This window comes from Nocardia sp. NPDC004718, from assembly GCF_053601535.1.
The window spans coordinates 22,913-41,976 of sequence record NZ_JBSGCA010000020.1 but is presented as its reverse complement, the minus strand read 5'-3'; the positions used below and the strand labels follow the sequence as shown (position 1 = coordinate 41,976).

Sequence of the window (19,064 nt, the reverse complement as noted above, 5' to 3'; positions counted from 1 at the left end):
GGGCGCGCGGATGGCGGAGCCGACCGGGTCCAGACCGCGCGGGGTGCTGCTTCCCCTCGCGCTGGCGCAGTTCATCTGTAGCTTCGCCGGTTCGAACATGAACGTGATGATCACCGACATCAGTGCCGACCTGAACACCACCGTGCACGGGGTGCAGGTGACGATCACGATCTTCCTGCTGGTGATGGCCGCGCTGATGATCCCCGGCGGAAAGCTCACCGACCGATACGGTCGCAAGCGATGTTTCGTCGTCGGCTTGGCCGTCTACGGCGTCGGCGCCGTGCTCAGCGCTCTCGCACCGACGCTGGGTGTGCTGGTTCTGGGCAATTCCATCCTCGAAGGCGTCGGTACCGCGCTGCTGATCCCACCGGTCTATATCCTCGGCACCCTGCTGTTCACCGAAACGGCTTCCCGCGCACGGGCCTTCGGCGCCATCATGGCCATGGGCGGCATCGGCGCCGCGGCCGGACCGCTGATCGGCGGGCTCATCACCTCCGGGCTCAGCTGGCGCGCCGCCTTCGGCTTCCAGGTTCTCGTCATCGTGGCGATCATCCTGCTCAGCCGCCGCATTTCCGACCCGCTGCCCGCGGATCCCACGCGGCCCTTCGATCTCGGGGGCGCGATTCTATCGGCGGTCGGTCTGATCTTGCTCGTCATGGGCATTCTGGCCGCCGACGACAATCTCTGGTTGATGCTGGCGCTGCTGGCACTCGGTGCGATGTTCCTGGCCTGGTTCTTCATCTCCTGCCGCAACAAGGAGCGCGCCGGGCATGAGCCGCTGCTGTCGACCGGCCTGTTCCGCAACCGCACCTCCAACCTCGGCCTGGTCACCCAGAACATCCAGTGGTTGCTGTTGATGGGCACCTCGTTCGTCGTCTCGGCGTATCTACAGGTTGTGCGCGGATACAACGCCATTGAGACCGGCGTCATCTTCACCGCCGCCACCATCGGCCTGCTGGTCTCGTCACTGTCGGCCGGACGACTGGCGCGGCGCCGCGCCGCGCGCACCCTCATCATGGGTGGTTTCCTGGTGACCATCATCGGCGTGGTGGCGCTGCTGGCATTGGCGGGCAGGGCGCTGAGCCCGTGGGCGTTCGCCCCCGGACTGTTGTTGATCGGGCTCGGCCTCGGCGTGATGCTCACCCCGTCGGTCAACGTGGTGCAATCCAGCTTCGGTGAGGAACTGCAAGGCGAGATCTCGGGGTTGTCGCGCAGCGTGTCCAACCTCGGCTCCTCGCTCGGTACCGCGGTGGCCGGGACCATCCTGGTCGCCGATCCCGGCGGTCACGCCTACGCTGCCGCGATGAGCGTTCTCGCCGTGATCGGCCTCGGCGGACTGCTCGCCGCGGCGCTGCTGCCCCGCCGCACGGTGTCGGCGCCGCCCCTGGCGTCGCGCGAGACCTAGCCCGCGCCGACACCGCTGCCGGCCACATACGGCTCGGCTCCCAGGTAGTGACCGCCCAGATCACGACGATCTCCAAGGCGATGACGATGGTCGACCACCACGGGTAGTACGGCAGCTAGAGGAAGTTGTCCAGGATCGACAGCGCGGCGAGGAACACCGCTGTGACCCTCGCCCACATAGCGCCGGGCGATCAGCCCGACCGCCGCGATCCCCAGCGATCCTCTGGCTACTATTTAGTAGGCCTTGCCGCGGGCTCGGCACGACTCGGAAAGACGGATGGCCGGCGACGAACTCGGTGAGAGGTCGATGGAAGTCAGCAGACATGCACTCCTACACGGACCGCTGTTCTCCCGGAGCGCTCCGCTGGACCGCCGCAACGCGGCCAGCCGGATCAGCGCCTACGTCTACGGGAACGTGCTGATACTCGCGGCGCTGATACCGGTGACGACCTCCGCCGAACATGTCGGCATCTTGATCGTCCTCGGGACGGCATTCTCGACATTCATCGCACACTCTTTCGCCGAGGGGGTCGGGCAGAGCGTCCAGCAGAACCGTCCGCTCTCCGCTCGGGAGCGCTGGATGGACCTGCGGGACTCCGTGCCGATCCTCAGCTCGGCGGTGCTGCCCTGCGTGATCCTCGGCATCGCCGGTCTCGGATGGCTCGAACCGCGCACGGCGCAGCTGCTCGCGGAGGTGGTCATGCTGATCCGGATCGGCGGAATCGTGTTCGTCATCGAGCGGCTCAACGGTGCGCGTCCCCGGCGTTCGACCTTGCTAGAGGCCCTGCTGCTGGCGGGTGCGGCCACCACCGTCGTGGTGGTCAAGGTGATCATGACCCACTGATCGCGCGGATGCTGTGGCCGAACCCGGCCTGCTCTGCTTCAATCGATATATGTGCAGGTGGATGGCTTATTCAGGGGAGCCGATCCGGGCCGAGGACCTTTTGTTCCGGCCGACGCATTCGTTGATCGACCAGAGCTTGCACTCCCAATTGGGTGCGACGACCACGAACGGTGACGGCTTCGGGATCGGCTGGTACGGCGATGGCCCGCGACCTTCGGTGTTCAAGAACACCGAACCGGCATGGAACGACCGCAACTTGCGGGAGATCGCGGGCGCGGTGCGCACGTCGCTGTTCTTCGCGCACGTGCGCGCGTCGACCGGGACCTCGGTGCAGCGCAGCAACTGTCACCCGTTCCGGCACGGGAACTGGTTGTGGATGCACAACGGAGCGCTGCGCGGGTTCCGGCAGTGCAAGCGTGATCTGATGACGGCGGTCGATCCGCTCCTGTTCGCCGACATCGAGGGATCTACCGATTCCGAGTTGCTCTTCTTCCTTGCCCTGACCTTCGGGCTCGTCCACGACCCGTTCGAGGCGGTCGCCCGCGCGGTCGGCCTCGTCGAAGACGTCGGCCGGGCGCACGAGGTCGAAGCTCCAGTACAGATGACCGTCGCGACCTCCGACGGCGAATCCATGTGGTTCTTCCGGTATTCCACCGAGCGGCAGACGCGATCGCTGTTCTATTCCAACGATGTCGCGAAAGTGCGCGCCCTGCATCCGGAGGTGAAAGCTCTCCGCGCGCTGGGGGAGGAGGCCCGTTTCGTGGTCTCCGAGCCGCTGCGCGACCTGCCGGGAGCGTGGAACGAAGTCCAGGAATCGTCGGCCGGCGTCGTCCGTCTCGGTCACGATGAAACGCGCCCGTTCGAGCCGGTTGCACCGTGACCCACCGGACGGCCGCGGTGAACGATCGGATCGCAACCCGCGCCGAACGTGCCGAGCAGGGTGAATCCGCTCGGCGGACTACCCCTTTCGCCGCTCTCGCCGAACACGACGCCACCGGCAGGGACCCGGTCGACCTGCTCGATCGGCAGGCTCGATTCAGGATTCCGGAACTGGTTCCGGTGCGGTACGGCCGCATGGCGAACTCACCGTTCGCCTTTTATCGCGGCGCGGCCCTGATCATGGCGGACGATCTGTCCCGAGCGCCCACCACGGGGCTTCGCACTCAACTGTGCGGTGATGCCCACCTGAGCAATTTCGGAATCTTCGCGACACCCGAACGCCGTCTGGCCTTCGACATCAACGATTTCGACGAGACGTACCCCGGTCCGTTCGAATGGGATGTCAAACGGCTCGTCACCAGCCTGGCGGTCGCCGCCGGAGAGAACGGCTTCTCCGCGAAACAGCGGCTGAAAGTCACGCGAGCGTGTGCGGCGGAATACCGGACCACGATGCGGGACCAGGCCGAGCGGAGCACCACAGCCGTGTGGTACTCGCGCATCGATCCCACGGCCGAATTGCCCGAATTGCGCGACGAGCTGGACACCTCGACCCAGGAGCGGGTGCGCAAGGCGCTCGCGAAGTCGCGGACGCACGACAGCCACCACGCACTGGCGAAGCTGACCACCCGCGTCGACGGCAGGCCGCGGATCATCAGCGATCCGCCCCTGCTCGTCCCGCTCGAGGAACTCTTCGCCGACCTCGACGCCGAGCAACTGTATCGCGAACTGCGCCGACGTCTCAGCGATTACCGTGCGACTCTGCAGGACAATCGCCGCGCACTACTGGACCAATTCGAATTCGCGCAAGCTGCGCGCAAGGTGGTCGGTGTGGGCAGCGTAGGCACCCGCGCTTGGATCGTCCTGATGCTGGGAGTCGACGGGGATCCGTTGTTTCTGCAGGCGAAAGAGGCCCAACCGTCGATATTGGCACGGTATCTGGCGGGCCCGTCGTATCCGAACCAGGGGGAGCGGGTAGTGCGTGGCCAGCGGCTGATGCAGGCGGCGAGCGACATCCTGCTGGGCTGGCAACAGGGTCCCGACATCGACGGCGAGCAGCGCGACTTCTACTTCCGGCAGCTCCGCGACGGCAAGGGCTCGGCGGTGATCGAGACCATGGGTCCCAAGGGACTGAGACTCTATGGCCGACTGTGCGGGCGGGTGCTGGCTTACGCACACGCCCGCGCGGGCGACCGGATAGCGATCGCTTCGTACCTCGGCACGACCGACGAGTTCGACCATGCCATGGCTGAATACGCCGAAACCTACGCCGACCAGAACGCGCGCGACCATGCCGAACTCGAGCGCGCGATCCAGGAAGGCCGCATCACCGCACGAACCGGAATGTAAGACCGTCGTCGTTTGCGAATACCCGTGGGCGCCTTGCTCATTGCGCAGGACGGTTAGGATGCGACGTTGTGCGGGAGCTGTCGTCGGTGTCGAGGTTGTGGGTCGTTTGGGTGGTTACTCGATTACTGATGGTGGTGTTCACCGGTGTGACGGCGTTGCCGCATAGCGTCTGGGATGCCTCGGCGGCCGACTTGACCCTGTATCGCGCGTGGGCCGAACATATCGTGCACCAGAACGCTTTCCCGTTGGACGACGAACGCTGGCAGTACCCGCCCGGGGCGGGTGCGTTGCTGATGGTGCCCTGGCTGATCGGCGGTGGGTTGGGCTACAACTGGTTGTTCTTCGCGCTGGTCGCGGCGGCGGACGCCGGCGTGCTGAGCTTGTTGATCAGGGCGGCGCGGGCTGACGGGCTGCGGACGGCGCAGGCCGGGCCGTGGATTTGGACGCTGGGAGTGGCCTTCCTGGGCCGGGTCTGTTACGGCCGATTCGATTTGATCGTAGCCGCGACCGCGATCGCGGCACTGTTGTGGTCAGCGCGCCGACCGGCGGCGGCAGGCGTGGCCGCCGCCGCGGGTGTGTTGCTGAAACTGTGGCCGGTGGTGGTCGTGCTCGGGCTGCGCCGACGGACGCTGTGGCGCATGAGCGCGGCGGCGGCCTGCGCCGGTCTGGTTGCGATGGCGGGATTGACCGCGTTGGGTCCGGGCGCGTGGTCGTTTCTGGAGTTTCAGTCGAAGCGGGGATTGCAGATCGAATCCGTCGCTGCCACGCCGTTGTTGGTCGCTCGGCTGATGAACGGCGGCTGGACCATCGTGCATCGTTATGGGGCGGAGGAGCTGTCCGGCCCTGCGGTGTCCGCCGTGGCCAGGGGATGCGTGGCCGTCATGATCATCGGGGGCTCGGTGTTGCTGATCACCTGGTGGCGCATGCGCCCTCCGGCGACGGATCTGGCATTGGCGGCGGTGCTCCTCGCCTTGGCGACCAGTCGGGTGCTCAGCCCGCAGTACTTGGTGTGGGCGGTCGGGGTCGCCGCGGTCTGCGCGCTCGACTCGCGCACCACGCAGCGGCCTGTGCTGGTGCTGGTACTCGCGACGGCACTGGCGAGTCAGGTGGAGTTCCCGTTCCTCTACGACCGGGTCGCCATCGGAAGCGGGCCGGGAGTAGTGGTCCTGGCGATGCGCAACGGCCTGCTGCTCTGCGCAACCGCGTGGTCGCTTGTGCGTCTGTGGCGCCACAACTCTCAACCGTCTCGTGAAAGCGCGGAAGTGCCGATGACGGTCGTCGGGGCCGCGTCGTCGGCCTGAACGACGCCGTGCACTTCCGGCGCGTGCGGCCACATTCTCGAACTTTCCACTGGCGGGAGGGACAGTCGAGCCGGGCGCTCGATGTTCCGGGAAAGATCACGTGTCGTCGGTCCCCGGACCGGAAGCTCACCGTGAGAAGGAGCCGAATTCGATGAGGATCACCCGAACACTTCGCCTCGGCATCGGGGCGATCGCCGTCGCCCTTGTCGCCACCGCCTGCGGTGGCGGCAGCGACGCCGCGACCACCGCCGATCACGTGCGGGACGGCAAGCTGACCATCGGCATCAAGTTCGACCAGCCAGGACTCGGATTCCGTGAAGCGGACGGCTCCTACCAAGGGTATGACGTCGAGATCGCCAAGTACGTCGCGAGCAAGCTCGGCGTGCGGCCCGACGGCATCACCTTCAAAGAGACGCCGTCGGCCCGGCGGGAGACGATGATCATGAACGGCGAGGTGGACTTCATCGTCGCCACCTATTCGATCACCGACGCGCGCAAGGAGAAAGTCGACTTCGCCGGACCGTATTTCGTGGCCGGGCAGGCGCTGCTGGTGAAGAACGAGACCACCGATATCACCGGTGTCGAGTCGCTGAACGGCAACAAGAAACTTTGCTCGGTCAAAGGCTCCACGCCGGCGCAATACGTCAAGGATCACTACGCCAAAGATGTTCAGCTGGTGGAACTCGACACCTACTCGCAGTGCATCGAAGCTCTGCGCCGCGGTTCGGTCGATGTGGTGACCACCGACGACATCATCCTTGCCGGCTTCGCGGGGCAGGCGTCAGGGGAACTGAAGCTGGTCGGCAACACGTTCACCACCGAGAAGTACGGCATCGGCCTGAAGAAGGGCGACCAGGAAACCCGGAACAAGATCAACGACGCGATCGAGCAAATGGTCGCCGACGGTTCTTGGCAGAAGGCGTTCGAGGAAACGATCGGGCCGCTGCGTGATTCGACGTTGACGCCGCCCCCCGTCGAGCGGTACTGATCGGAACTCACCGATTCCGGCAGCCGCACACGAACAGCATCCCGCTGCATATCTCGAGCACGCGGACGGCATATCCACCGTCGTGTCGAGCAAGCCTGGTTTCGGGCAGGGGTGCGGTAGCCGGTTGTCACGTCCGCGACGCCTACTGACACCCTTGTCGGCAATCCCCGCCACCCGGGCCAGGCGTGCGTACCATCACCGGCATGCAGCTATCTACCCGCAATCAACTCGACGGCGCCGTCGTCTCGATCACCCGCGGCGAAGCCATGGCCGTGGTCCGGGTCCGGCTCACGGGGGGTGACGAGATCACCTCCTCGATCACCCGCGACGCAGTCGAAGACCTGCGACTCACCGAAGGCACACGCGTCAAAGTCCTCATCAAGTCGACCGAGGTGGCGCTCGGCGTCGAATAGCCGGGCGCCACCGTCGCCAATTCCACTGGGACGACCCGATATTCGTTGGTCGCATCATGTGCGGACTGGATATTTTCGGCAGATTCCGCTTCGGCTCATCTACACGGCGGACGCGCCCGGCCCGGCGACGCATGCTGAGGTCGAGAAGCGTGGACCGGCCACCCAACGCGTGGGTTGATGCTTCCTGCCACACCGAAGCGAACGCACTGGCCGGATGGGAGATGGGTGCCGCCACGATGTCCATACCGGGCGCAGATGGGGAAGAACTTCAATTCCTCTTCCCTTTTAACATATATCGCACTGGGGGGCTTGCGGCAAGGCCCGGGTCGTGCTGCAAAATCTTCGGCCGAAGCCAGAACCTGCGGAAATCGGCGATTCGCGAGGCATGTGCGCTCGCGGATTTCCGCCGGACCAGCTGGCCGAGATGCGACACCAACGGATGGGCGGTTCATGTTTGACGTGATCATTGTCGGCGGCGGACCGACCGGCTTGATGCTGGTCAGCGAGTTGCGGCTGCACGGCGTGCACACGCTTGTACTGGAGAAGGAGACGCAACCGTCCACGCTGTCCCGGGGGCAGGGCCTGCACGCGCGCAGTGTCGAGATGATGGACCAGCGCGGCCTGCTGGACCGGTTCCTCGCGGTCAGTAAAAAGTTCCAAGTCGGCGGTCTTTTCGGCGGCATCATCAAGCCGTGGCCGGACCGGTTGGACACGGCGCACCCGTACGGCCTCGCCACGCCACAGCCCGTCACCGAACGGCTGCTCAACGAGCGCGCCCTCGAGGTCGGCGCCGAGATCCGGCGCGGTTGCGAAGTGGTGGGGCTGAGTCAGGACGAGCACGGGGTGACCGTCGCGTTGGCCGACGGCACGCAACTACGCTCGCGCTACCTCGTCGGCTGCGATGGCGGCCGCAGCACGGTGCGCAAACTGCTCGGCGTCGGCTTCCCCGGTGAACCCACCAAAGTCGAGACGCTGCTCGGTGAAATGGAGGTGACCGAGGATCCGGCGAAGGTGGCCGAGATCGTCGAGGAAGTCCACAAAACCCAGAAGCGGTTCGGCGCCGCCCGCTCCGGTGACGACGGAAGGCTGTTCCGTATCGTCGTGCCTGCCGAGGGTGTGTCGGACGATCGTGCGGCCCCGACCCTGGAGGAGTTCAAGCGGCAACTGCGGGCATTCTCGGGCACCGACTTCGGGGTGCACTCCCCGCGCTCGCTGTCCCGCTTCGGCGACGCTACGCGGCAGGTCGAGCGTTACCGGGTCGGCCGGGTGCTGCTGGCCGGCGACGCCGCGCACATCCACCCGCCGACCGGCGGGCAAGGGATGAACCTCGGCATCCAGGACGCGTTCAACCTCGGCTGGAAACTGGCCGCCGAGGTGAACGGCTGGGCGCCGGAGGGACTGCTCGACAGCTACCACGCCGAACGACACCCGGTGGGCGCGCGTGTGCTGGAGAACACCCGCGCGCAGATCACGCTGATGGGAACCGAGCCGGGCGCGACCGCGCTGCGCGAGCTGTTCTCGACGTTGATGGACTTCGAGGAGGTCAACCGGTATATCACCGAGATCATCACCGCGGTCGGGGTCCGCTACGACTTCGGTGAGGGGAACGATCTGCTCGGCCGGCGGATGCGGGACGTCGGGCTGAAGCGGGGTCGTCTCTACGAACTGATGCGCGGCGGGCGTGGGTTGCTGCTCGACCAGACCGGCCGGCTTTCGGTAACGGGGTGGGCGGATCGGGTGGACCACGTGGTCGATGTCAGCGAGGAACTGGAGGTACCCGCCGTGCTCCTGCGGCCGGACGGCCACGTGGCGTGGGTCGGTGAAGACCAGCAGGATCTGCTCGAGCACCTGCCCCGGTGGTTCGGCACCGCAGCGGGCTGATTCGCCGACTGGCCGCCGGACCCGCGAGTGCACCGGCGGCAGCGGGGTAGGGCGGTCAATGGGTGTCTGGGTCTGGCGGTGTACGCATGGTCTGCCGACGCCGCCAGGCCGAGGGCCCGGTCCCGCGGGCGCGCTTGAACGCGGCGCTGAAAGCGAAGGCGTCGTGGTATCCGACTTGCTGGGCGATGGTCGCGACGGTGGCGTCGGTATCGCGAAGTGCGTCCGCGGCCAGGGTCATTCGCCAATCGGTGAGATAGGTCAGCGGCGGGCGTCCGAGCAGGGCGGTGAAGCGCGCGGAGAAGGAGGCTCTGGACATATTGGCCTCCTCGGCCAACGCGGCAACGGTCCAGCGGTGGGCCGGATCGTTGTGGAGCGCGTGGAGAGCACGGCCGATCCGCGGGTCGATCATCGCGTGATACCAGCCGGGTGGTGTCGCGCCGGGCGCGGCCCACCAGGCGCGCAGCGCCAGCACGAGCACCAGATCGAGCAACCGATGCAGGACGGCGTCTTGTCCCGGCTCGTCTCGGGCGGCTTCGGTGGTGAGCAGATGCAACGCGGCGCTGGTCCGTGATCCGGCAGGTACGACCGCCACGGGTGGCAGCAGATCGAGTACTCGCTCGCCCACGTCGCCATGAAGTACGAAGGAGCCGCGCAGCACTGTCGTGGCTCCTGGCAAACCGTCACCGTAGGTGCGTGGGCCCATATTCCGGAGCGCGCCCGGTTCCCGGCTGTGGTCGAGGACGACTTTGCGCCCCTCCTCGATCAAAATCTGAGGCGGGGTGATCGGACTATCGGCAACCGTATATCCGCCGGTCCCTTTCACGACGGCGATACCACCCTCGGGCACCGGCACCTTTGTCGTGTCGGCACCGTCGAGGCGCAAGTGCGCCGGACCGCCGAGCACCGCGACGACAGCGAGCGCTGGATGTCCGGACGCGGCGAAGGTCAGCGACCACGGCGGCCGCTGGATGAGCTGGCGCACCTCGGTATTGCCCACTCGCGCCCGATGCAACAGATCGCTCAGCACGTCCACAGCGACCGATGTTAGACGATCACAAAGAAACCCTGGATGTTCTCCCATGGATCGTCTGGCCGCTGCTCGATTGGATGATTGCCATGACCAACATCCTGATTCTCGGCGGCACCGGTAAGACCGGCCGGCGGATCGCACGCCACCTCCGAGCCACGGGCCACCCGGTCCGGGCGGTCGCACGCACCGGGGGCGATATCTCGTTCGACCTGGGCGACCCGACGACTTGGTCGGCCGTGCTCGACGGCGCCACCGCCGCCTATCTCGTGGAACCGGCCCTGCAATTCACCGAGGAGGGCCGAGCGCGAATCCCGAAATTCATCGAGGCGGCGGTCGGGGCCGGTGTCCGGCGACTCGTACTACTGTCCGCACCCGCCGCCGACCAGGCCGATCATCCCCTGTGCGCCGCCGAGCGCGCGACCCGTGACAGCGGGCTGGAATGGACCATTCTGCGACCCAACTGGTTCGCGCAGAATTTCAGTGAAAGTTTCTGGCTGTCAGGCATTCTCAATGGCGCGCTCCATATCCCCACCGGCGACGGTCGTACCCCGTTCGTCGACGCCGACGACATCGCCGAAGTCGCGGCGCAAGCACTGATCGATGACCGGCACAGCGGTAACACCTACGAGCTGACCGGCCCGAGGGCGATCAGCTTCGGCGAAGCCGTGGACATGATCGGAGCGACCACCGGCCGCACGATCCGCCACGTCGACATCGACCCCGTGAATTTCGTCGAACAGCAGATCGGCTTCGGTGTCTCGCCCGAGGCTGCGCGGCTACTCACCGACATTCTCACCCGGCTTTCCCACGGCGGCCCCGGCACGAGACCCACCGATGACGTCCACCAGGCCCTTCACCGTCCGGCCCGGACATTCGAGAACTACGTCGCCGAAGCCGCTGCCTCAGGCTGTTGGCGCCGGACCACTACCCCCAAGCGCAACAGTGCGGCTGGTGCCGACAACGGGATGGTCGGGTCGAAACCGGCACCATCGCGACCTTTCACGAGGTTCTGGCCGCAGAAAGGGTGGGGGGCGACTGGGAGGACCGATTCAGCTATCAGTTTTCGAGAGCGGCGCGCGGGTAACACGACCTCGTTGGATGCGGGAATGGAGAAGGAATCGACCATGGGAAAGCAATCGTTCAGCAAAGGCGACGAAGTCGAATGGAACAGCCACGGCAGTACCGCCGAGGGCAAGGTGGAAGAAGTGATCACATCCGACACCGAAGCGGCGGGCCGAACGGTACGGGCCTCCGAACAGGAGCCACAGTATCGGGTGCGCAGTGCGAAGAGCGGCCGTGACGCGGTGCACAAGCCCGGCGCGCTACGTCCGCACGACGATTGACATCGAGATCGGAGCCGCGCCATGACGACGGAAGACGAAGACACGCGTACAGAATTCGACAACGTCGTCAACATGACGGCGAAAGAACTGCGCCGGTGGCTCGACACCGACGAGTCGAAGTCGGTGGGGCAGAAGCCGAAAGACGGCGGCGAGTCGACCGGGCACGCCAGCGGGCGGCGCATAGCGGACATCCTCGAGAAGAAGAAACCGACCGACGATGATTACGCGCACATGCGCAAAGTCATCGGCTATGCGCACCGCCATCTCGAGCAGCGGCCCTCCGGCGAAATCGAGAACACCAAATGGCGATACTCGCTGATGAACTGGGGCCACGATCCGATGAAAAGCTGACGGCACCAGCGAATACGCGTCGCATCCAGCGTCTCTTGCCGATTCGAGCCGTCTGCGGCGGGCAGGGGCCGGTTCGCAGCCGCCCGCGAGGGCGGGCGGCTGCGTTCCCGGACCGCCGCAAGGTCGGCGAAGTCATCCAGGCTGCCTGCGAGCGCGGTAACTCCACCTTCTACGGCACCGGCATGAATCCGGGCCTGTGTCAGATCCTCGGAATCGTGCACACCGCCGACATCGAGAACATCACCGTCACCGAATCGGTCGACGTCTCCTGCCGCCATTCCGTCGACACCTGCTCAACTGACCAGGATGCCGCCGTCGACTGGCAATGTGACGCCGGTGATGTAGCCGCCGGCGGCACTGGCGAGGAAGACCACGGTCGCGGCCAGCTCTTCGGAGTGGCCGAATCGCCCGGCCAGGACACGGGGCATCGTCTGCTCGACGTAGCCGTCGGGATAGCTCTGGCTCATCTCGGATTCGAAGAAGCCCGGTGCCACGGCAGTGACGCGAATCCCTTTGCGCGCGGTCCACTGCTGCGCGAGGTCGCGGGTGAGTCCGACGACCGCGGCCTTGCTGGAGGCGTACGCCGCCTGGGGCAGTCCCGCGGAGGTCAATCCGAGAATGCTCGAGATGTTGACAATGACGCTGCCCGGCTGCATCACACGTCCGCAGGCCTGAGCCATCCAGTAGGTGCCGTTGAGGTTGATATCGATGACATGACGGAATTCTTCGGGAGTCTCACGGGTCGCCGGGACCGCCGAGGCGACGCCGGCGTTGTTGATCAGGATGTCGATCTTCCCGAAGGCCTCGAGCCCCGCCGTCACCAGTCGGGTGGCATCCTCCGGGTCCGACACATCGGCTTTCACGGCGATGGCGCGGCGACCGAGCGCCTCGACCATCTGCTTGGTCTCCTCGACCTTGTCGATCCGCCGCGCCGCGAGCACCAGATCGGCACCGGCCTCGGCCAGCCCGCGCGCGAAGGCCACGCCCAAACCGGACGACGCCCCCGTGACGATCGCCACCTTGCCGTCGAGCCGGAACATGTCGAGCACACCCATCAGCATCTCCTGATTCAAGTTGTGAAGTAAGTTGTCAAATGAAACTATAGTACCAAACAACCTGCCCTCCAAAACGTCAGATCCTGGCAGCTGTCAGCCATCTTTACCTGGCATTATTGGTCTTTCGGCCTCCGAACTCTCATGACCCTGGGTTGATTAGTCGCATTTTGCGACTATTATCGCTCCCGCGGGTTGCCGACCGGGCAGCCGAAGTGTCGAAGGGAAGACCTCATGACCGAATCGCTCACCAGCACGCCAGCGGATGCGTCGGATCGGCCGGAACCGGCTGTCACCGTCGAGCGTCGGGGCCATGTGCTGCTGATCGGGCTGAATCGCCCGGAGAAGTACAACGCGTTCGATCTCGAGCTGATCGAACAGTTGGGGCGCGCTTACTACGTCCTCGAGAACGATCCCGAGATCCGCTGTGGCGTCCTGTTCGGCCACGGCAAACACTTCACCGGCGGCCTGGATCTCGCCGAGGTCGGCCCTCGAGTCGAGGAAGGCGTACTCGACTACACCAAACCCGGTCTTCGTGATCCCTGGCGTAAGGGCGACACGTGGACGACCCCGCTGGTGATGGCGGTGCACGGCTGGGTGATGACCTTGGCGATCGAGCTGGCGCTGGCCGCCGACATCCGGATCGCCTCCGCGGACGCGCGGTTCTCCCAGATGGAGATCAACCGGGGGATCTACGCCTTCGGCGGCGCCACGATCCGGCTGCCGCGTGATGCGGGATGGGGAAACGCGATGCGGTGGCTGCTGACCGGCGAACCCTACGACGCCCAAGAAGCGCTGCGGATCGGCCTGGTCCAGGAAGTCGTGGAACCGGGCAAGCACGTCGAGCGAGCCATCGAGATCGCCGAGTACATCGCCGAGAAGGCCGGACCGCTCGGAGTGAAGGTCACTCTGGAATCGGCCCACCGCGCACGTATCGAAGGCGAGGACGCCGCGTTCGCGCGTCTGGAGCCGGACATGTCCGCACTGCTGCACACCGAGGACGGCCATGAGGGCATGCAATCGTTCATCGAGCGGCGAGAGGCACGGTTCACCGGAAAATGAGCAATCGACAATTTCGTCTGGCGAATCGCCCGGTCGGCGCCGCACAGGAGTCCGACTGGGAGCAGGTAACCGAACCCATCCCATCGGTGGGTGAAGGGCAGTTCCTCATCCAGGTTCTGCAGCTGTCCCTGGACCCCGCAATGCGTGGATGGATGAACGCGGGCAAGTCCTACATTCCGCCCGTGGAGATCGGCGCGGTGATGCGCGCCTACGGCACCGGTCGAGTACTGGAATCCAGGCACTCCGACTTCCGCACGGGCGACCTCGTCACCGGCGAGTTCGGTGTGCAGGAGTTCGCTGTCAGCAGCGGCCGAGGTGTCCAGCGGATCGATCCCGACCTGCCCGTTCCTCTGAGCACCCACCTCGGGGTGCTGGGATTGACGGGAATGACCGCCTACTTCGGTTTGCTCGAGGTCGGCGGGTTCGCTCCCGGACAGACTGTCGTGGTCAGCGGCGCGGCGGGCGGTGTCGGCAGCACAGTGGGGCAGATCGCGAAGATTCTCGGAGGCCGGGTGGTCGGCATCGCCGGTGGCCCCGACAAGTGCCGATTCCTCGTCGAGGACCTCGGATTCGACGCCGCGATCGACTACAAGACAGAAAACGTTCGCCACGCCCTGCGTGATCGCGTTCCCGGCGGTGCGGACGTGTTCTTCGACAACGTCGGAGGCTCGATTCTCGACGCCGGTCTGCTGCGCCTGGCCCAGGGCGCGCGCGTAGTCATCTGCGGCGCGATATCGCAGTACAACTCGAAATCCGGCGCTCAGGGCCCCGACCATTACCTCTCGCTGCTCGTCGCGCGGGCCCGCATGGAGGGTTTCGTGGTCTACGACTACGAAGATCGCTTCCCTCGAGCGACCCGCGCCCTGGCTCAATGGCTGGCCGACGGCCGCCTCGACAGTGTCCAAGACGTCGTGCCAGATTCGATTCTGGCGTTCCCGAAGCTGCTGGCGGGGTTGTTCGCCGGTCAGAACACCGGCAAGCTGGTCCTCGACCTCCAGGACCGATCATGACCGCCCGGCACGCCGCGGGCCCGCGGTTGCTCGATGCCCGCGACGTCGAGTTCCTGCTCTACGAATGGCTCGACGTGCAGTCGCTGTGCACGCGCGAGCGCTACAGCGAGCACTCACGGGAAACCTTCGACGCGGTACTCGGTCTCGCCGCCGACCTGGCCGCGAAACGGCTCGCACCACACAACCGGCTCGCCGACGCCAGCCATCCGAAGCGTTCGGCCAACGGCACGGTGATCCTTCCCGACGAGATCGCCCATGCGTTGGAGGCGATGAGTCAGGCGGGTCTGTTCTCCGGCGAGTTCGACGCCGACCTCGACGGTATGCAACTGCCGTTCACGGTCTCGCGCGCGGCGTTCGCGTGGCTGCAGGCCGCCAACACCGCGACTGCCGCGTACGGCATGCTCACCATCGGAAACGCGCATCTGCTGGCAACCCACGGCAGCCCCGAACAGATCCGCAGATGGGTGCGCCCGATGCTGGCCGGACGCTACCTGGGCACGATGTGTCTGTCGGAGCCGGAAGCGGGTTCGTCGCTGGCGCAGATCACCACTCGTGCAGTGCCGAGCGAGGACGGCACCTATCGCCTGACTGGCGCGAAGATGTGGGTCACCGGTGGTGATCACGAGATGACCGAGAACATCGTGCATCTGGTTCTGGCGAAGGTGCCGGGCAGTCCGGAGGGTGTGAAAGGGATATCGCTGTTCGTGGTCCCGAAATACCTCGTCGACGACGACGGGGTGATCGGTGAACGCAACGATGTCGCTCTCGCGAGCCTCAATCACAAAATGGGGCAGCGTGGCGCGGTGAACGCGCTGTTGAATTTCGGTGACGGCGTCCACTGCCCAGGCGGCGCAGCCGGAGCGGTCGGATACCTGGTGGGCGCGGAGAACCACGGCCTGGCCTACATGTTCCACATGATGAACGAAGCCCGCATCAGTGTGGGCCTGTCGGCCACCGCCCTGGGATACACCGGATACCTGCAGTCGCTGGACTACGCACGTACCCGCATCCAAGGACGTCGCCTCGGCCATCCCGAACAGGGACCGGTACCGATCATCGCCCACCCCGACGTGCGACGGATGCTGTTGGCGCAGAAGAGCTATGTCGAAGGGGCGCTCGCCCTCGGTCTCTACTGTGCGCGGCTGGTGGACGAGATCGCCACCGGTGACGAACAGTCGTCGGCGCGAGCCCATCTGCTGCTGGAGTTTCTCACCCCGATCGCGAAGAGCTGGCCCTCGCAATGGTGCCTGGAAGCCAACTCGCTCGCGATCCAGATCCACGGCGGATACGGCTACACCCTCGATTACAACGTCGAACAGCTCTACCGCGACAATCGGCTCAACGCCATCCACGAGGGCACCCACGCCATTCACGGGCTGGATCTGCTGGGCCGCAAGGCGGTCATGGCCGAGGGCGCAGCGCTGCGCCTGCTGCTCGACGTCTTCGAGACCACGGCACAGCAGGCAAGCGCTGTCTCGGCTGATCTGGTGCAGTGGTCCGAGCGGCTGCGTGCGGTTGCCCAACGCATCCAGACGGTCACCGAGAAGCTGTGGAGCAGCGGTGACTCCGAAGCGACACTCGCCAATGCCAGCCTCTATCTCGAGGCGGTCGGTCACGTCGCGCTGTCGTGGATATGGCTGGAACAGGCGGTCACCGCCCACGGGAAGTCCGGTGACTTCTACGAAGGCAAACGGATCGCAGCACGGTACTTCTTCACCTACGAGCTGCCCAAGGCGCAGCTCCAGCTCGATCTGCTCGAAGCGCTCGACCGCACGACCGTCGATCTGGCGGAGGACTGGTTCTGAACCACGCCCCCACCTGACCATCACTCACCTACATTCTTCACGATTGAGGACACCCATGCCCGAAGCCGTCATTGACAGCGCTGATCCCCTCGGACGATTCGCCGAACCACACGAAATGGCTGCGGCGGTCGGCTTCCTCGCCTCCGCCGAGGCCGGATACATCACCGGCGTCGTACTGCCCGTGGACGGAGGCATCTCGATATGACCTGCTTCTCCAGCATCGAGGAACTGAGGCAGTCGGTGGACGCCGATCTCGGCGTGAGCCGCTGGATAGACATCGATCAGCAGCGCATCGACACCTTTGCGGAAACCACCGAAGACCGGCAGTGGATCCACACCGATCCCGAAGCAGCTACGCACGGCCCCTACGGCACCACCATCGCGCATGGATTCATGACCCTGTCGCTGATCGCGGCATTCCTCGAGGACCTGCTGATCGTCGAGAACGTCGACATGGCGATCAACTACGGTCTGAACAAGGTCCGATTCCCGGCACCGGTGCCGGTCGGCTCCCGCGTACGCGCCCACGGCCGAATCACCGCCGCCGATCCGGTCCCCGGCGGGGTACAGGTAGCCGTGGCAATCACCATCGAATGCGACGGAACCGACAAACCGGTGTGCGTCGCGGAGTCGCTGAGCCGATTCCTCGTACGCCCCACCTGAGCATCATCGGGTAGTCGACCGCTCGGCAGCCCGCCGGCCGACTCACCGCACACGACTCCACCGAACGGATCGTGTGGGTCGAGCCACGGCAACCAACCAGTCCAGATCCTCTGGCCTCGCTGCGACCGAGGATCTGGACTGGTTGCGGCCGGGCCGCCAGCACGAGCACGAGCACGAGAAGGAAGTCTGACAAGTGGAGACAACGCAGAGCGCGGGCGAAACGTCCTCGCGCGGAGCCCGGGTCGGAGTCGTTCGCGAGACCGACGCGGGCGAACGGCGTGTCGCATTGGTGCCCAAGGTCATTCCGGCGCTGCTCGAGCAGGGTGTGGAAATCGTCGTGGAAGCCGGTGCGGGACAGGGAGCGCTCATCCCGGACAGTGCCTACATCGAGGCAGGCGCGATCATCGGGGACCCCTGGTCGGCCGATGTGGTCGTCAAGGTGGCCCCACCCGGTGACGCCGAGGTGGCGAAGCTGTCGAAAGGCCGGACACTCATCGGATTCCTCGCTCCGCGCAACGCCGACAACAAGATCGGCGCGCTGAAGGACGCGGGTGTGCAGGCGTTCGCGGTGGAGGCCATTCCGCGCATCTCCCGCGCGCAGGCCATGGACGCGCTGTCCTCGCAGGCGAACGTGACCGGATACAAGGCCGTCCTGCTGGCGGCCTCCGAGTCCACCCGCTTTTTCCCGATGCTCTCCACCGCGGCGGGCACCGTGAAACCGGCCACCGTGCTGGTGCTCGGCGTCGGCGTCGCCGGACTCCAGGCACTGGCCACCGCCAAGCGGCTCGGCGGGCGCACCACCGGCTACGACGTGCGGCCCGAGAGTCGCCGACCAGGTGCGCTCGGTCGGCGCGCAATGGCTCGACCTCGGCATCGACGCCGCCGGTGCGGGCGGCTACGCCCGCGAACTCACCGAGGAGGAGAAGGCGAAGCAGCAGCAGGCCCTCGAGGACGCCATCAAGGGATTCGATGTGGTCATCACCACGGCCCTGGTGCCGGGCCGCCCGGCGCCGCGCCTGGTGACCGCCGCCGCGGTGGAGGGCATGAAGCCCGGCAGCGTCATCGTCGACCTCGCCGGGGAGACCGGTGGCAACTGCGAGCTCACCGAGCCCGGGCAGACCGTCGTGAAACACGATGTCACTATCGCCGCACCGCTGAACCTGCCCGCGACCATGCCCGAGCACGCGTCGGAGCTGTACTCCAAGAACATCGCCGCGCTGCTGGAACTGATGCTGGTCGACGGGAAGCTCGCGCCCGACTTCGGCGACCAGGTGCTCGCCGCTTCCTGTGTCACACGTGAGGTGGACGCCTGATGTACAACGAACTGCTGGCGAACATCGCGATCCTGGTGCTGTCCGGGTTCGTGGGATTCGCCGTCATCTCCAAGGTGCCCAACACCCTGGACACCCCGCTGATGTCGGGCACCAACGCCATTCACGGCATCGTGGTGCTCGGCGCGCTGGTCACCCTCGGCAAGGTCGAGCACCCGTCGGTGCTCGTGCAGGCGATCCTTTTCGTCGCCCTGGTGTTCGGAACGCTGAACGTGGTCGGTGGCTTCGTGGTCACCGACCGCATGCTCGGCATGTTCAAGGGCAAGAAGCCGCAGACGGCTCGGAAAGTGAGCGAGTAGC

At 65.9% G+C, this 19,064-nt stretch carries 18 protein-coding genes and 4 pseudogenes; 19 read left to right on the top strand and 3 right to left on the bottom strand.

Translation table 11 applies throughout. The annotated features are described in order from the left end of the window. The first annotated feature begins 10 nt into the window (after positions 1 to 10). On the top strand, positions 11 to 1,405 hold the full coding sequence (locus tag ACWEH3_RS17210) for an MFS transporter (RefSeq protein ID WP_450017077.1): 1,395 nt from the start codon (positions 11 to 13) through the stop codon (positions 1,403 to 1,405). Between the two features lie 28 nt (positions 1,406 to 1,433). Here the strand turns inward: ACWEH3_RS17210 and ACWEH3_RS17205 are convergent. Next, positions 1,434 to 1,589, bottom strand: a pseudogene (locus ACWEH3_RS17205) (DUF7144 family membrane protein); the annotation flags it as partial. A gap of 122 nt (positions 1,590 to 1,711) precedes the next feature. Between ACWEH3_RS17205 and ACWEH3_RS17200 the strand changes: the two are divergent. The 7 genes from ACWEH3_RS17200 (at position 1,712) to rox (ending at position 9,117) form a co-directional block, all read left to right on the top strand. Continuing rightward, the gene (locus ACWEH3_RS17200; RefSeq protein ID WP_450017153.1) at positions 1,712 to 2,248 is read left to right on the top strand and encodes a hypothetical protein; all 537 of its coding nucleotides are present in this window, start codon (positions 1,712 to 1,714) and stop codon (positions 2,246 to 2,248) included. 61 nt (positions 2,249 to 2,309) lie between these two features. Continuing rightward, entirely contained in the window at positions 2,310 to 3,128 is an 819-nt protein-coding gene (locus tag ACWEH3_RS17195) for a class II glutamine amidotransferase (protein ID WP_450017079.1), read from the top strand. Continuing rightward, on the top strand, positions 3,125 to 4,534 hold the full coding sequence (locus ACWEH3_RS17190; protein WP_450017081.1) for a DUF2252 domain-containing protein: 1,410 nt from the start codon (positions 3,125 to 3,127) through the stop codon (positions 4,532 to 4,534). The genes ACWEH3_RS17195 and ACWEH3_RS17190 overlap by 4 nt, the downstream gene beginning before the upstream one ends. A gap of 128 nt (positions 4,535 to 4,662) precedes the next feature. Beyond that, positions 4,663 to 5,835, top strand: a complete 1,173-nt coding sequence (locus ACWEH3_RS17185) for a glycosyltransferase 87 family protein (protein WP_450017083.1) — start codon at positions 4,663 to 4,665, stop codon at positions 5,833 to 5,835. Between the two features lie 151 nt (positions 5,836 to 5,986). Continuing rightward, entirely contained in the window at positions 5,987 to 6,823 is an 837-nt protein-coding gene (locus ACWEH3_RS17180) for a glutamate ABC transporter substrate-binding protein (protein WP_450017085.1), read from the top strand. Between the two features lie 203 nt (positions 6,824 to 7,026). Next, positions 7,027 to 7,236: a TOBE domain-containing protein gene (locus ACWEH3_RS17175; protein WP_355073881.1), complete on the top strand. Its 210-nt coding sequence runs from the start codon at positions 7,027 to 7,029 to the stop codon at positions 7,234 to 7,236. A gap of 450 nt (positions 7,237 to 7,686) precedes the next feature. Continuing rightward, on the top strand, positions 7,687 to 9,117 hold the full coding sequence (gene rox / locus ACWEH3_RS17170) for a rifampin monooxygenase (protein WP_450017088.1): 1,431 nt from the start codon (positions 7,687 to 7,689) through the stop codon (positions 9,115 to 9,117). Between the two features lie 55 nt (positions 9,118 to 9,172). Here rox and ACWEH3_RS17165 read toward each other — a convergent pair whose 3' ends face one another. Then, entirely contained in the window at positions 9,173 to 10,150 is a 978-nt protein-coding gene (locus ACWEH3_RS17165; protein ID WP_450017090.1) for an AraC family transcriptional regulator, read from the bottom strand. Positions 10,151 to 10,158: 8 nt separating this feature from the next. On the opposite strand from ACWEH3_RS17165, the pseudogene ACWEH3_RS17160 reads away from it, so the two are divergent. From ACWEH3_RS17160 to ACWEH3_RS17145, 4 genes and pseudogenes are all read left to right on the top strand, one after another. Further along, positions 10,159 to 10,881, top strand: a pseudogene (locus ACWEH3_RS17160) (NmrA family NAD(P)-binding protein); the annotation flags it as partial. Between the two features lie 390 nt (positions 10,882 to 11,271). Beyond that, on the top strand, positions 11,272 to 11,490 hold the full coding sequence (locus ACWEH3_RS17155; protein ID WP_364426216.1) for a hypervirulence associated TUDOR domain-containing protein: 219 nt from the start codon (positions 11,272 to 11,274) through the stop codon (positions 11,488 to 11,490). 21 nt (positions 11,491 to 11,511) lie between these two features. Then, the gene (locus tag ACWEH3_RS17150; RefSeq protein ID WP_450017092.1) at positions 11,512 to 11,841 is read left to right on the top strand and encodes a DUF3140 domain-containing protein; all 330 of its coding nucleotides are present in this window, start codon (positions 11,512 to 11,514) and stop codon (positions 11,839 to 11,841) included. Positions 11,842 to 11,957: 116 nt separating this feature from the next. Then, positions 11,958 to 12,131: pseudogene (locus ACWEH3_RS17145) on the top strand (dihydrodipicolinate reductase); the annotation flags it as partial. 3 nt (positions 12,132 to 12,134) lie between these two features. Here ACWEH3_RS17145 and ACWEH3_RS17140 read toward each other — a convergent pair. After that, entirely contained in the window at positions 12,135 to 12,896 is a 762-nt protein-coding gene (locus ACWEH3_RS17140; RefSeq protein WP_450017156.1) for an SDR family NAD(P)-dependent oxidoreductase, read from the bottom strand. A 231-nt stretch (positions 12,897 to 13,127) separates the two neighbouring features. On the opposite strand from ACWEH3_RS17140, the gene ACWEH3_RS17135 reads away from it, so the two are divergent. The 7 genes and pseudogenes from ACWEH3_RS17135 to ACWEH3_RS17105 all read left to right on the top strand — a co-directional run bounded on the left by ACWEH3_RS17135 (position 13,128) and on the right by ACWEH3_RS17105 (position 19,063). Next, a complete protein-coding gene (locus tag ACWEH3_RS17135) occupies positions 13,128 to 13,955 on the top strand; it encodes a crotonase/enoyl-CoA hydratase family protein (RefSeq protein WP_450017094.1) in 828 nt (275 codons plus the stop codon). After that, on the top strand, positions 13,952 to 14,965 hold the full coding sequence (locus ACWEH3_RS17130; RefSeq protein ID WP_450017096.1) for an NADP-dependent oxidoreductase: 1,014 nt from the start codon (positions 13,952 to 13,954) through the stop codon (positions 14,963 to 14,965). Before ACWEH3_RS17135 ends, ACWEH3_RS17130 begins: the two co-directional genes overlap by 4 nt. Continuing rightward, the gene (locus ACWEH3_RS17125) at positions 14,962 to 16,770 is read left to right on the top strand and encodes an acyl-CoA dehydrogenase (protein ID WP_450017098.1); all 1,809 of its coding nucleotides are present in this window, start codon (positions 14,962 to 14,964) and stop codon (positions 16,768 to 16,770) included. Before ACWEH3_RS17130 ends, ACWEH3_RS17125 begins: the two co-directional genes overlap by 4 nt. A 55-nt stretch (positions 16,771 to 16,825) precedes the next feature. After that, positions 16,826 to 16,975: an SDR family oxidoreductase gene (locus ACWEH3_RS17120; protein ID WP_450017100.1), complete on the top strand. Its 150-nt coding sequence runs from the start codon at positions 16,826 to 16,828 to the stop codon at positions 16,973 to 16,975. Continuing rightward, positions 16,972 to 17,433: a MaoC family dehydratase gene (locus ACWEH3_RS17115; RefSeq protein ID WP_450017102.1), complete on the top strand. Its 462-nt coding sequence runs from the start codon at positions 16,972 to 16,974 to the stop codon at positions 17,431 to 17,433. The genes ACWEH3_RS17120 and ACWEH3_RS17115 overlap by 4 nt, the downstream gene beginning before the upstream one ends. A gap of 193 nt (positions 17,434 to 17,626) precedes the next feature. Continuing rightward, positions 17,627 to 18,746: pseudogene (locus ACWEH3_RS17110) on the top strand (Re/Si-specific NAD(P)(+) transhydrogenase subunit alpha). Beyond that, entirely contained in the window at positions 18,746 to 19,063 is a 318-nt protein-coding gene (locus ACWEH3_RS17105) for an NAD(P) transhydrogenase subunit alpha (protein ID WP_450017104.1), read from the top strand. Before ACWEH3_RS17110 ends, ACWEH3_RS17105 begins: the two are co-directional and overlap by 1 nt. Position 19,064 lies beyond the last annotated feature (1 nt).